The sequence below is a fragment of the Rhizobacter sp. genome, from assembly GCA_019635355.1.
Taxonomy (GTDB): Bacteria; Pseudomonadota; Gammaproteobacteria; order Burkholderiales; family Burkholderiaceae_C; genus Rhizobacter.
This window is the reverse complement of the sequence record JAHBZQ010000001.1, coordinates 596,866-611,667: the sequence shown is the minus strand read 5'-3', so window position 1 is coordinate 611,667 and position 14,802 is coordinate 596,866. Positions and strand designations below refer to the sequence as shown.

The following is a 14,802-nucleotide window of genomic DNA, read 5'->3' as shown; positions in this document are numbered from 1 at the left end:
TGCCGGCCGGGTTGAATGTGCGAAGTAATTCGCAGTCGCCCGCCTATTCCGGCGAGCTCGCGAGAAAGCGCTGCGCAAGAATCATTTTGATCCCTGTGCAACCGCACCGCGGCTTGCCCCCACCACAGACCAGCGCTCCACCGAGGCGCTGCGCCCGCAGGAACTCAGCTCATGCCTTCATGGTTCAAACGTGCGCGCGCTGCGCGCCAGGCTTCGACCACCCTTGCAGGCGCCGCGGCCCCCCGCCCGCTGATGATGCCGCTCGAGCCGCGCATCATGTTCGATGCCGCCCTCGGTGCCACGGCCCTCGACGTGGCGCACGCCGAGCCCGCGGCCGCCCCGGTGGCCGAGGCCCACGACCCGGCCTTGGCGGAAGCGCAGGCCCCCGCGGCCGTGGAGCCAGCCCGCCACGAGATCGTGTTCGTCGACGCCTCGGTGCAGGACCCGCAGTCGCTGCTCGCCCAGCTTGGGCCGAACGTCGAGGTCGTGCTCATCGGAGCCGGCCAGGACGGCTTGCAGGTGATGGCCGACACCCTGGCGGGCCGCACCGGCCTGGACGCCATCCACGTGCTGAGCCATGGCGACGTCGGCCAGGTGAAGCTCGGCAGCACCTGGCTCGACCGCGACGGCGTGGGTGCGCAAGCCACGCTGCTCGGGCGCATCGGCCAGTCGCTCTCGGCGCAGGGCGACATCCTGCTCTACGGCTGCCTCACCGGGGCCGACAACAGCGGGCGCGATTTCCTGCGGGCCATCGCCGACGCCACCGGCGCCGACGTGGCCGCGTCCAACGACACCACCGGCTCGGCCCTGAAGCAAGGCGACTGGGACCTGGAAGTGCAGCACGGCAGCATCGAAGCCACGAGCCTGGCGCTGACCGGCTACCAGGGCACGCTGGCCGCGTTCACCGACACCTACACCACCGACTTCGGCAGCGGCCTCACGAGCTTCACCAGCACCCTGGGTGGCGTGTCGTACACCTACACCTTCACCGCCGATGGCGACGGTGGTGACTTCGCCTGGGACAACACCAGCTTCCCCGGGCAGCAGTGGCTCAACGCCAATTCGGCTGCGCCGGGCAACACGGGCACCACCGAGCGCTTCACCATCACGCGCACGGACGGGGCCGACTTCACGCTCGGCTCCATCCAGGTCGACAACGCGGGCGGTGGGTCCTCCGTCACGGTTCGCGGCTACCTCGGGGGTTTCGCGGTCGGCTCGGCCGGGACGGTCAACGGCGGCAACACGGCCACCCTCAACTTCGGCTCGCTGCGGGTCGACGAAGTGCGCGTGACGTCTGCCGACTTCAGCTTCGTGCTCTTCGACAACTTCTCCGGCGACACCAACCCACCCAACAGCGCCCCCACGATGGGCAACCTCAACGGGGACAGCGTGGCCTGGGCCGGTGTGGGCAGCACCGTGGTGCTCGACGCCAGCGCGAACGCGACGCTGGCCGACGCCGACTTCGGCGCGCTCAACAGCGGCAACGGCAACTGGTCGGGTGGCAGCCTGACGGTGCAGCGCTCGGGCACGGCCATCTCGGCCGACACCTTCGGCTTCAACACCACGGGCGCGCTCTTCACCGTGAGCGGCACCAGCGCCAGCGGCAACCTGCAATCGGGCGGGCTGACCTTCGGCACCTACACCAACACCGGCGGCGTGCTCACCGTCAGCTTCACCAGCAGCGGCACGGCCGCCACCACGGCCCTGGTGAACAACGTGGCCCAGCGCATCACCTACGGCAACGACACCCCCGCGGGCGACGCCACCGTGCGCTTCTCGCTCAGCGATGGCGTGGCCAGCGCCGTGACGGCCGACGTGACGGTGACCAGCGACACCATCTACGTCACCAACACCACCGACACGTCCACCATCGACCGCACCAACGGCGTGAGCTTCAGCGAGGCCATTGCCATTGCCGCGGCCGATGCCACGGGCACGCAAACCATCGTGCTGGCCAGTTCGCTGGCCGGTCAGACGGTCTCGGCCTCGTCCGCCTCAACCCTCGGCGAAAGCCTCACGCTCGACCTCGACTCGGCCAGCGGCGCCACGATCTCGGGCGGCACGCTGTCGATCAGCTCGACCTACACGCTGACCGTCACCAACGGCAGCAGCGACACGGCCACCATCTCGACCACGCTCGGTGGCGCCGGTAGCCTGGCCAAGAGCGGCGCCGGCACGGTCACGCTCTCGGGCACCAACAGCTACACGGGCGGCACCACCGTGTCGGCCGGCACGCTCACCGTGAGCGGTGGTGACGCCATCTCGTCGACCGGCACCGTCACCGTGAACAGCGGTGCCACGCTCGCGCTCTCGAGCACCGAGGGCATCGGCAACCTCGCGGGCGCCGGCTCGGTGACCCTGGGCAGCAACACGCTGGGCATGGACCTGACCGCCGACACCACTTTCAGCGGCGGCATCAGCGGCACGGGCGGGCTGTCGATCGGCCAGAGCGGCGCAGCCACCTACGCGCTCACGCTGTCGGGCACGAACACCTACACCGGTACGACCACCACCATCAACTACGGCTGGTTGCGGCTGAACGGCGATGCGGCCCTCTCCGACAGCAGCCAGCTGCGCATCAACGGCAACTCGCGGCTCACCCTGCTGTCGGACCAGACCGCCGGCAGCCTGTTCAGCAACAACGCCAACGCGTCGATCATCCTCGGCAGCTACACGCTCACGGTTGGCGGCGACAACACCAGCACCACGGCCAACGGTGTCATCTCGGGCACCGGCAACCTGGTGAAGACCGGCAGCGGCACGCTGACGCTGGCCGGCACCAACACCTACAGCGGCACCACCACCGTGAGCGCCGGCACGCTGAGCGTGGCCAGCGACAGCAACCTCGGCAGTGACACGATCACCCTGGCCAGCGGCAGCACGCTCGACGTGACCGGCGCCACCACCATCGACAACGCCATCGCGCTCAGCGGGGCGGCCACCGTCAACAACAGCGCGGCCGTCACACTCTCGGGTGTCATCAGCGGCAGCAACAACCTCACCAAGACCGGCAGCAGCACCCTCACACTGAGCGGCACCAACACCTACAGCGGCACCACCACCGTGAGCGCCGGCACGCTGAGCGTGGCCAGCGACAGCAACCTCGGCAGCGGTGCGCTCACCCTGGCGGCCGGTACCACGCTCGACGTGACCGGCGCCACCACCATCGACAACGCCATCGCGCTCAGCGGGGCGGCCACGGTCAACAACAGCGCGGCCGTCACGCTCTCGGGCGTCATCAGCGGCAGCAACAACCTCACCAAGACCGGCAGCAGCACCCTCACACTGAGCGGCACCAACACCTACAGCGGCACCACCACCGTCAGCGCCGGCACCCTGAGTGTGGCCAGCGACAGCAACCTCGGCAGCGGTGCGCTCACCCTGGCCAGCGGCACCACGCTGGCCGTCACGGGCGCCACCACCATCGACAACGCCATCGCGCTGAGCGGGGCGGCCACGGTCAACAACAGCGCGGCCGTCACGCTCTCGGGTGTCATCAGCGGCAGCAACAACCTCACCAAGACCGGCAGCAGCACCCTCACACTGAGCGGCACCAACACCTACAGCGGCACCACCACCGTGAGCGCCGGCACCCTGAGCGTGGCCAGCGACGGCAACCTCGGCAGCGGTGCGCTCACCCTGGCAGCCGGCACCACGCTGGCCATCACCGGCGCCACCACCCTCGACAACGCCATCGCGCTCAGCGGGGCAGCCACCCTCAACAACAGCGGTGCCGTCACCCTGAGCGGTGTCGTGAGCGGGTCGAACGACCTCACCAAAGCGGGCGCGGGCGTGCTCACCATGTCGGCCGCCAACACGCAGTCGGGCACCACCACGGTCAACGCCGGCACCCTGCTCGTGACGGGCAGCACCGCAGGCGCCACCACCGTGGCGAGCGGCGCCACGCTGGGCGGCACGGGCACGCTGGGCGGCGCCGTCACGGTCCAAAACGGCGGCACCTTGTCGCCGGGCGTGGCGGGCGCCGGCACGCTCACGGTCAACGGCGACCTCACCCTCGCCTCGGGCAGCACGCTGGCGCTCGACATCGCCGGCGCCACCGCCGGCTCGGGCTACGACCGCATCGCCGTCACCGGCGCGGTGGACGTCACCGGCGCCACCCTGTCGGCCACGCACAGCTACACGGCCGGCCCTTCGGACACCTACACCGTCATCACCAACGACGCCTCCGACGCCGTGACCGGCACCTTCAGCGGCCTGGCCGAGGGCGCGACCGCCACCGCCGGCGGCAACAGCACGGTGCTGACGGCCAGCTACCTCGGCGGCACCGGCAACGACTTCACGCTGACCGCCCCCGTGCCCGCCGCGGTCACGGCGGTCTCGGCCTCGACCGCCAACGGCACCTACGGCATCGGCAGCACGATCAGCGTCACGCTGACCTTCGACAACGCCGTCACGGTGGACACCGGCGGCGGCACGCCCTCGATCACGCTCGAAACCGGCGCCACCGACCGCATCGCCAGCTACGTGTCGGGCTCGGGTTCGAACACCCTCACCTTCCAGTACACGGTGCAGAGCGGCGACACCACCAACGACCTCGACTACACGGCCACCGGCGCGCTGGTGCTCAACGGCGGCACCATCCGCGACGCGCTGAGCATCGATGCCGCGCTCACCCTGCCCACGCCGGGCGCCGCGGGTTCGCTGGGCGCCAACCGTGCGCTGGTGATCGACGGCGTGCGGCCCACGGCCAGCATCGTCGTGGCCGACAACGCGCTCGCCGTGGGCGAGACCTCGCTCGTCACCATCACCTTCAACGAGGCCGTCACCGGCTTCACCAACGCCGACCTCACGGTGGCCAACGGAACGCTGGGTTCCGTGTCGTCGTCGGACGGCGGCATCACCTGGACGGCCACCTTCACGCCCACCACGAGCGTCACCGACGCCAGCAACCTCATCACGCTCGACAACACCGGCGTGAGCGACGCTGCGGGCAACGCCGGCAGCGGCAGCACCGACTCCAACAACTACGCCATCGACACCACGCGGCCCACCGCCAGCATCGTGGTGGCCGACACGGCGCTGGCGGCTGGCGAGACCTCGCTCGTCACCATCACCTTCAGCGAGGCCGTCACCGGCTTCACCAACGCCGACCTCACGGTGGCCAATGGCGCGCTGGGCGCTGTGAGCAGCAGCGACGGCGGCATCACCTGGACGGCAACCTTCACGCCCTCCACGAGCGTCACCGACGCCAGCAACCTCATCACGCTGGCCAACACCGGCGTCACCGATGCCGCGGGCAACACCGGCACCGGCACCACCGACTCCAACAACTACGCCATCGACACCACGCGGCCCACCGCCAGCATCGTCGTGGCCGACACGGCCCTGGCCATCGGCGAAACCTCGACCGTCACCATCACCTTCAGCGAGGCCGTCACCGGCTTCACCAACGCCGACCTCACGGTGGCCAATGGCACGCTGACTCCGGTGTCGTCGTCCGACGGTGGCATCACCTGGACGGCCACCTTCACCCCCACCGCGAGCGTCACCGACGCCACCAACCTCATCACCCTCGCCAACACCGGGGTGACGGACGCAGCCGGCAACGCCGGCACCGGCACGACCGACTCCAACAACTACGCCATTGACACCACACGGCCCACCGCCAGCATCGTCATGGCCGACACAGCGCTCGCCGTGGGCGAGACCTCGGGCGTCACCATCACCTTCAGCGAGGCCGTCACCGGCTTCACCAATGCCGACCTCACGGTGGCCAACGGCACGCTCAGCGCGGTGTCGTCGGCCGACGGTGGCATCACCTGGACGGCCACCTTCACGCCCACCGCCAGCGTCACCGACACCAGCAACCTCATCACGCTCGACAACACCGGCGTGAGCGACACGGCGGGCAATGCCGGCACCGGCAGCACCGACTCGAACAACTACGCCATCGACACCACGCGGCCCACCGCCATCATCGTCGTGGCCGACACGGCACTCGCCGTCGGCGAAACCTCCCTCGTCACCATCACCTTCAGCGAGGCCGTCACCGGCTTCACCAATGCCGACCTCACGGTGGCCAACGGCACGCTGAGCCCGGTGAGCAGCAGCGACGGCGGCATCACCTGGACGGCGACCCTCACGCCCACCGCCAGCGTCACCGACGCCACCAACCTCATCACTTTGACCAACGCCGGCGTCACCGATGCCGCGGGCAACACCGGCACGGGCACGACCAGCTCCAACAACTACGCCCTCGACACCGAGCGGCCCGCCGCCGTCATCGTCGTGGCCGACACGGCGCTGGCGGCTGGTGAGACCTCGGGCGTCACCATCATCTTCAGCGAGGCCGTCACCGGTTTCACCAACGCCGACCTCACGGTGGCCAATGGCACGCTGAGCCCGGTGAGCAGCAGCGACGGCGGCTTCACCTGGACGGCCACCTTCACGCCCACCGCGGGCATCACCGACGCCACCAACCTCATCACCCTCGCCAACACCGGCGTGACGGATGCCGCCGGCAATGCCGGCACCGGCACGACCGACTCCAGCAACTACGCCATCGACACCACGCGGCCCACCGCCAGCATCGTCGTGGCCGACACCGCGCTCGCCGTGGGCGAAACCTCGGGCGTCACCATCACCTTCAGCGAGGCCGTCAGCGGCTTCACCAACGCCGACCTCACGGTGGCCAACGGCACGCTGAGCCCGGTGAGCAGCAGCGACGGCGGCGTCACCTGGACGGCCACCTTCACGCCCACCGCAGGCGTGACGGACGCCACCAACCTCATCACGCTGGCCAACACCGGCGTGACCGATGCAGCCGGCAACACCGGCACCGGCACGACCGACTCCAACAACTACGCCATCGACACCACGCGGCCCACCGCCAGCATCGTCGTGGCCGACAACGCGCTCGCCGTCGGCGAGACTTCGGGCGTCACCATCACCTTCAGCGAGGCCGTCACTGGCTTCACCAACGCCGACCTCACGGTGACCAATGGCACGCTGAGCACCGTCACCAGCAGCGACGGCGGCATCACCTGGACGGCCACCTTCACGCCCACCGCGGGCATCACCGACGCCACCAACCTCATCACGCTGACCAACGCAGGCGTCACCGATGCCGCGGGCAACATCGGCACCGGCACGACCAGCTCCAACAACTACGCCATCGACGCCTCGGCGCCGGCCGTGGTCTCGGTCGCCGTGCCGGCCAACGGCAGCTACCTGGCCGGCCAGGCACTCGACTTCAGCGTGGCCTTCAGCGAGGCAGTGCTCGTCGACACCGCCGGCGGCATGCCGCGCATCGCCCTCACGCTCGACACCGGGGGCACCGTCTACGCCAGCTACCTCAGCGGCTCGGGCACCGCGAGCCTCGTGTTCCGCGCGACGGTGGCGAGCGGCCAGCTCGACGCCAACGGCATCGGCGTGGCCGGCAGCATCGACCTCAACGGCGGCACGCTGCGCGACACCGCGGGCAACGATTCCGCCCTCACCCTCACCGGCCTGCCCTCGACCGCGGGCGTGCAGATCGATGCGGTGGCGCCCGCCGTCACCGCGGTCGGCGTGCCCGCCGATGGCCACTACAACGCGGGCGACGTGCTGACGTTCACCGTCAGCACCAGCGAGGCGGTCACCGTCACCGGCACACCGCAGCTCACGCTCGGCCTGGGCAGCGGCACCGGGCTCGCGCAGTACGTGAGCGGCTCCGGCAGCGGCACGCTCGTCTTCCAGTACACCGTGCAGCCCGGCGACAACGCGCCAGGCGGCGTGGTGCCCGGCGCCTTGCAGGCCAACGGCGGCACGCTGCGCGATGCGGCGGGCAACGACCTCACCGGCACGCTCACTGGCGTTGGCAGCACGGCCGGCGTGGTGGTCGACACCACTGCCCCGGCCGTCGCGAGCATCGTGCGCGCCAACCCGTCGCCCACCGCGGCGGGCTCGGCCACCTACACCGTCACCTTCACCGAAGACGTGACCGGCGTCGATGCCGGCGACTTCACGCTCACCACCACCGGCTCGGCCCAGGGCAGCATCGCCTCGGTCACCGCGGTCGATGCCCACACCTACACCGTGCTCGTGAACGGCCTGCAAGGCCAGGGCGACATCACGCTGGCGCTGAACGGCAGCGGCACCGGCACGGCCGACACCGCCGGCAACGCCATCGCAAGCGGCTTCACCGGCGAGACCTACGAGCTGCGGCCACCCGCGGTCGTGGTGCCGACGCCATCGGCACCAGCACCCGCCGAGCCCCCGGCGCCCGCACCGGCCCCCCTGCCGTCGTTGCCGCTCGTGACGCTCAGGCCCACCGATCCGATCAGCCCGATCCCAACGCCGACGCTGGTCGCGAGCCCGCCGTCGATCGCACCGCCGTTCATCGCCCCCGTGTCGCTGGGTGGCTTCGACAGCTTCGCACCGACCCCATCGCCGGCGGCACCGGCACCCGCTCGCACCGGCTACGTCGAGCTGGGCGGCACGGGTGGCGCGGGCACGAGCGGCCTGCGTGCCGTGCCCGACATCGGCGACTTCTCGGTCGCAGCCGGCCAGCCGGTCAACATCGTGCTGCCGGCCGGCACCTTCTCGTCAAGCGACGCGTCGATCCGTGTGTCGGTGGAAGTGCGGCTGGCGAACGGGCAGCCGCTGCCGGCATGGCTCAAGTTCGACCCCGTCAACGGCAGCTTCACCGGCCAACCACCCGCGGGCCTCAACCAGGCGCTCTCGATCGAGGTCATCGCCCGCGACAGCCAGGGCCGGCAGGCCACGACCCACCTCGACATCCAGGTGCGCGGAACACCCGCGCGCGATGCCGCCCCCCCGACCCGGCCGCGCCTCGGCGCCTGGCTCGACCGGCAGTGGCTGGAGCCGGCCTCGCCCGCCGAGCTGGCCCCGATCGACGCCGACCTCGCACAGCTGCTGGCCGCGCTGCCCGCGGCCCCCGAGAGCACCGGCCGCGCGAGCCTGGCCGAGCAGTTCAACCAGTTCGGCCCTGCCGCACGCGAAGCCGAGCGCGCAGCGCTGCTGCAACACGCCCGCGCCACGGCCGCCGCCCTCGACATCGCCCGCGAGGGCTGACCGCTGTCTTACCCGCTGTCTCACCCACAACAACGCATGAACACACCGGAGACTTCCACCGTGACCAAAACCCTGCTGGCCTCGCTCATCACCCTCGCCTTCGCCGGCTGTGCCGTGCAGCCCAAGGCCATCACCCCGCAGGAGCGACAGGCCAGCGCCAGCGCCGACCGCGTGGCGATGTTTGCCCAGCAGGAGCCGGTGCAGGCGACGATCAGCCTCGAAGAAGCGATGGCGCGCGCCATCAAATACAACCTCGACCACCGCCTGAAGCTGATGGAAGAGGCGGTGTCGCAGCGCCAGCTCGACCTCTCGCGCACCGAGCTGCTGCCCAAGCTCGTGGCGCAGGCCGGCTACACCACGCGCGACAACGAAGCCGCCTCGTCGTCGCGCGACGTGGTCACCGGCGCGCAATCGCTGGCGCCGTCGACCTCGTCTGACCAGACCCGGCGCACCGCCGACCTGGGCCTCACCTGGAACGTGCTCGACTTCGGCGTGAGCTACTACCAGGCGCAGCAGCAGGCCGACCGTTTCCTCGTCGCCCAGGAGCGCCGGCGCAAGGTGCTGCACCTGCTGATGCAGCAGACCCGCCAGGCCTACTGGCAGGCGGTGGGTGCGCAGCAGCTGGAGGCCAAGGTCGAGCCAGTGCTCAAGCTCGCACGCCAGGCGCTGGAAGACTCGCGCAAGGTCGAGACCGAGAGGCTGCGCTCGCCGCTGGAGGCGCTGGGCTACCAGCGCCAGCTGCTGGAGATCGTGCGCCAGCTCGAAGCCGTGCGCGACGAGCTGCAGCAGGCCAAGCCACGCCTCGCCTCGGTGATGAACCTCGAGCCGGGCCGTGCCTTCAGCGTGGCCGGCGCGGCCGAGCTGGCTATTCCGCGCGTGGGCCTCACCACCGCACGCATGGAAGAAGCCGCCCTGCTGCAACGGCCCGAGCTGCTCGAAGCCCAATACAACGAACGCATCGGCCTGCTGGAGACGCGCAAGGCGCTGGCCCGCCTGATGCCCGGCATCGAGGTCAACCTCGGCGGCCACTACGACAGCAACAGCTATCTCGTGAACAACCGCTGGTGGGACGCCGGCCTGCGCGTCAACTGGAACCTGCTGAACGTGTTCAACGCGGGCAAGATCCGCGGCCTGGCGCAGGCCCAGCTCGACGTGGCGCAGCAGCAGCGCCTCGCGCTCAACATGGCGGTGCTCACGCAAGTCCACATCGCCCACCTCGAATACCTGGCCCGCGTGCGCCAATACGAGATGACGGCCGACCTCAATTCCATCGAGCAGCGCATCCTGCAGCACACCCGCAACGCCGCCAGCGCCAGCGCGCAGGGCAAGCTCGACGAGATCCGCGCCGCCACGGCGGCCATGATGTCGGAGCTGCGCGTGTACCAGACCTATGGCGCGCTGCAAGGCGCCTACGGCCAGGTGATCGCCACGCTCGGCCTCGACCCGCTGCCCCAGTCGGTGAGCGGCCATGACCTCAAGACGCTGGGCGAGGCGGTGCGCGCCTCCGAGCAGTCGTGGGTGAAGACGGTGAACCCGGAGGCCGGGACTTGAAGTCGATCCGCCGCGTGGCCCTTCTCTGCCTGTTCAGCACCATCACCGCCACCACCACCGCCTCGGCACAGACACCCCCGGCCGCCAACGCCGCGCTGCTGACCGACAAGGACGGCCGCATCCGCACCCAGCTCACCTCGCGCAACGCCGTCACCATCTCCAGCGAGCTGGCCGCGCGCATCGCTACGCTCACGCTGCGCGAGGGCGATGCGTTCCGCGCCGGCCAGTTGCTGGTGGGCTTCGACTGCGCGCTCTACCAATCGCAGCAGCGCAAGGCCGAAGCCGCCATCGAGGCCGCCACCGCGCTGGTGCAGTCGAACCAGCGGCTCACCGAGCTCAACTCCATCGGCAAGTACGAGGTCGACCAGGCCCAGGCCAAGCTGAAGGAGGCGCAGGCCGAGGCCGCCTCGGCGCGCACGATGGTGAGCCGCTGCACGATCAACGCGCCCTTCAGCGGCCGTGTGGCCCGCCGCCACGCCGCGGCCCACCAATACGTGGCGCCTGGTGCGCCGCTGCTCGACATCCTCGAGACCGGCCAGCTCGAAGTGCAGATGATCGTGCCCTCGAAATGGCTCGCGTGGCTCAAGCCCGGCACGGCCTTCACCGTCGAGGTCGAAGAGCTGGGGCGCAGCTTCCCGGCCAAGGTGCGCCGCCTGGGCGCGCAGATCGACCCGGTGAGCCAGTCGGTGTCGGTGGTGGGCGTGATCGACGGCCAGCACGACGCGCTGCTGCCCGGCATGAGCGGCTGGGCCTCCTACCCGAAGCGGAAGTGACCGACACCGCCGCCCCCGCACTGCTCACGCTGCTGCAGCTCGGCCGGCGCGCGCGGGCCGCTGCCGACCTGCCGGCGCTCGGCTTCGTGATCGTCAACGAAACCCTTCAGCTCGCGCCCTATCGCCAAGCTGCGCTGTGGGCCGACCTCGGCCTGCCGCGCGTGGCCGCCGTCTCGGGCTTGCCGCAGCCCGACCCCAGCGCGCCTTACGTGCAGTGGCTCGGCAGCGTGTGCCGTCACCTGTCGAAGTCGCACGCCACGGCCGGCCGCATCGACGCGGCGAGCCTGCCCGACACGCTGGCGGCCGAGTGGAGCCAGTGGTGGCCGGCGCACGCATTGTGGCTGCCGCTGCAGCAGGCCGGCGCCCTGGTGCTGGCCCGCGAGCAGGCCTGGAGCGACGCCGAGATCGCACTGCTCACCGAGCTGGCCGACGTCTATGGCCACGCGCTCGGCGCCTTCCGCCCGCGCCAGGGAGGCCTCGACCGCGCGGCCGGCTGGCTGCGCACGGGCCGCGCCCGGCGCTACCTGCTGATCGGCGCGGTGGCGGTGTGCCTGGTGCCCGTGCGCGTGACGGTGCTGGCCGGCGCCGAGGTCGTGCCCAAGGAGCCCTTCCTCGTGCGTGCGCCGCTCGACGGCGTGATCGAGCGCTTCGACGTGCGGCCCAACCAGCCGGTGAAAACCGGGCAGCCGCTGTTCAGCCTCGACACCAGCGCCCTGCGCACCCGCTACGAAGTGGCCCGCAAGGCCTTCGACACCGCGCAGGAGGAATACCGCCAGTCGGCCCAGGCCGCGGTCACCAGCGACAAGAACCGCGCCGAGATCGCGCTGCGGCGCGGCCAGCTGCAAGAGCGTCAGGTCGAGCTCGACTTCACCAGCGACCAGCTGCAGCGCGTGCAGGTCAAGGCCGAGCGCGACGGCATCGCCGTCTTTGCCGATGCCAGCGACTGGCTGGGCAAGGCCGTGGCGGTCGGCGAACGCATCCTGCTCGTGGCCGACCCGGCGCAGGTGCAACTCGCCGTCGACCTGCCCGCCGCCGACCACCTCGACGTGCAACCCGGCGATGCGCTCACGCTCTACCCGCAGGGCTCGCCGCTGTCGTCGTTCGATGCGCGGGTGACCAGCGTGGCCTACCGCGCCGAGCCCACCGCGGCGGGCTTTCTCGCCTACCGCATCAAGGCCGACTTCGACGCCGGCCAGCCGGCCCCGCGCATCGGCCAGCTCGGCACGGCGCGTGTGCGCGGGCCCTGGGCGCCGCTCGCCTACGTTGTGCTGCGCCGCCCGCTGGCCGCGCTGCGGCAGTGGCTCGGATGGTGAACACCGACGCCCTGCCGCCGCTGCGGCAAGACCTCGCGCTGCACGCCGGCCCCACCGCGCCCGACGGCTCGCCCACCTGGACGCTGCACGACCCGGCCGCCAACCGCTTCTACGAGCTGCGATGGGCGGCCTTCGAGGTGCTCTCGCGCTGGTCGCTCGGCAGCGTGGCGAAGGTGCTGGCGGCGGTGCAGCGCGAGACCACGCTGCAGGTGAGCGACGCCGACCTGCGCGGCCTGCTGCAGATGCTGCAGCACAACCACCTGCTGCTGGCCCACGGCCCGCACGACAGCGAACGCCTGCAGCGCGCCCTCGCGGCCACCCGCACGAGCGCTTGGCGGTGGTTGGTCAAGAACTACCTCTTCTTCCGGCTGCCGCTGGTGCGGCCCATGCCCTGGCTGACGCGCCTTGCCCCGCGCGTGGCCTTCGCCTACCAGCCGGCTTTCTGGATGGCCATCGCCGCCACGGCGCTGCTGGGCCTGGCACTCGCCTCGCGCCGCTGGGACGACTTCACCCACACCTTCGCGAGCTTCACCACCTGGAGCGGCCTGCTCGCCATCGGCGTGGCGCTGAGCGTCGCCAAGGTGCTGCACGAGCTGGGCCACGCCTTCACCGCGCAGCGCTTCGGCTGCCACGTGCCCACGATGGGCGTGGCCTTCCTGGTGCTGTGGCCGGTGCTCTACACCGACACCAACGACGCCTGGAAGCTCGCCTCGCGCCGCCAGCGCCTGGCCATCGGCGCGGCCGGCATGCTGAGCGAGATCGCGCTCGCCGCCGTTGCCACGCTCGCCTGGGCGCTGCTGCCCGAAACGCCGGAATGGGCACCGGTGCGGGCGGGTGCCTTCCTGCTCGCCACCACCACCTGGCTGCTCACGCTCGCCATCAACGCGAGCCCCTTCATGCGCTTCGACGGTTACTTCCTGCTGTCGGACGCGCTCAACATGCCCAACCTGCACGAGCGCTCGTTCGCGCTCGGCCGCTGGTGGCTGCGCGAGCGGCTCTTCGGCTGGGGCGACGCGGCACCCGAGACCTTTCCGCCCGCGCGGCAGCGCTTCCTCATCGCCTTTGCCTTCGCCACCTGGCTCTACCGCCTGGTGCTCTTCCTCGGCATCGCGCTTCTCGTCTACCACCTCTTCTTCAAGGCGCTGGGTCTCCTGATGATGGCCATCGAGCTGGGCTGGTTCATCGCCGCGCCGGTGCGGCGCGAACTCAAGGTCTGGTGGGAACGGCGCAGCAGCCTGCGCTGGAACCGCGCCACGCGGCGGCTCGCGCTGCTGCTCGGTGGGGCGGTGCTGCTGCTCGTCTGGCCCTGGCAGGCCACGGTGCACGCGCCCGCGGTGCTCGGCGCGCAGCGCGCCCAGGGCCTGTATGCACCGCATGCGGCGCTGGTGGCGAGCGCGCCGCCGCCCGCAGGCCGCTCGCTGCGCCAGGGGGAGCTCATCGTGCGGCTGCGGTCGCCCGAGCTGAGCGCGCGGCTCGACATCGCCCGCGCCCGCGAGCAGCAGCTGCAATGGCAACTCTCGCAACAGCCCTTCGATGCGCGCCTGATGGAAGCCGGCCCCGCGCTGCGCAGCCGCTGGCAGGCCGCACGCGAAGAGGTCGAAGGCCTGCAGCGCGAGCTGGCACGCCTCGACATCACCATGCCCTTCAACGGCCTCGTCGCCGAGGTGTCGCCGGACGTGATGGCCGGCGGCTGGGTGCTGCCGGGCGAGAAGCTGGCCCTCGTCGTCGAGCCGGAAGGCGTGAAGGTCGACGCCTACGTGGACGAGACCGCCATGCAGCGGCTCGGTGCGCAACGCAGCCACAGCGTCTTCATCGCCGAGCGGCCCGAACACGGCCGTGTGCAGTGCGAGCAGGTCGCGGTCGATGCCGTGCAGCTCGGCCACTTCGAGCCGGGCGCGCTGGCGCTGGCGAGCGTCTATGGCGGCCCCATCGCGGCGCAGCGCCAGCCCGACGGCCGGGTGGTGCCGCTGCAGCCAACCTTCCGCGTGCGGCTCGGCGACTGTGGCACGGCGGCGTCGACACGCTTCGAGATCGCGGGCACCGCCTTGCTGCAAGGCGAGCGGGTCTCGCTCGCCCAGGAGGGCCTGCGCCGGCTCGCCGCGCTGTGGCAACGCGAGAGCGGCTTCTGA

General features: G+C 71.0%; 5 protein-coding genes. All 5 read left to right on the top strand.

From position 1 onward, the window contains the following. Positions 1 to 171 precede the first annotated feature (171 nt). Genes KF892_02710 through KF892_02690 form a run of 5 tightly spaced genes read left to right on the top strand, consistent with a single transcriptional unit; the run spans position 172 to position 14,802 of the window. Positions 172 to 9,036, top strand: coding sequence for a DUF4347 domain-containing protein (locus tag KF892_02710; protein ID MBX3623897.1), 8,865 nt, complete (start codon positions 172 to 174; stop codon positions 9,034 to 9,036). 36 nt (positions 9,037 to 9,072) lie between these two features. After that, positions 9,073 to 10,587, top strand: a complete 1,515-nt coding sequence (locus KF892_02705) for a TolC family protein (protein MBX3623896.1) — start codon at positions 9,073 to 9,075, stop codon at positions 10,585 to 10,587. 5 nt (positions 10,588 to 10,592) lie between these two features. After that, positions 10,593 to 11,360: an efflux RND transporter periplasmic adaptor subunit gene (locus KF892_02700; protein MBX3623895.1), complete on the top strand. Its 768-nt coding sequence runs from the start codon at positions 10,593 to 10,595 to the stop codon at positions 11,358 to 11,360. Next, the gene (locus KF892_02695; protein MBX3623894.1) at positions 11,357 to 12,673 is read left to right on the top strand and encodes an efflux RND transporter periplasmic adaptor subunit; all 1,317 of its coding nucleotides are present in this window, start codon (positions 11,357 to 11,359) and stop codon (positions 12,671 to 12,673) included. The genes KF892_02700 and KF892_02695 overlap by 4 nt, the downstream gene beginning before the upstream one ends. Continuing rightward, positions 12,667 to 14,802: a peptidase M50 gene (locus tag KF892_02690; protein ID MBX3623893.1), complete on the top strand. Its 2,136-nt coding sequence runs from the start codon at positions 12,667 to 12,669 to the stop codon at positions 14,800 to 14,802. The genes KF892_02695 and KF892_02690 overlap by 7 nt, the downstream gene beginning before the upstream one ends.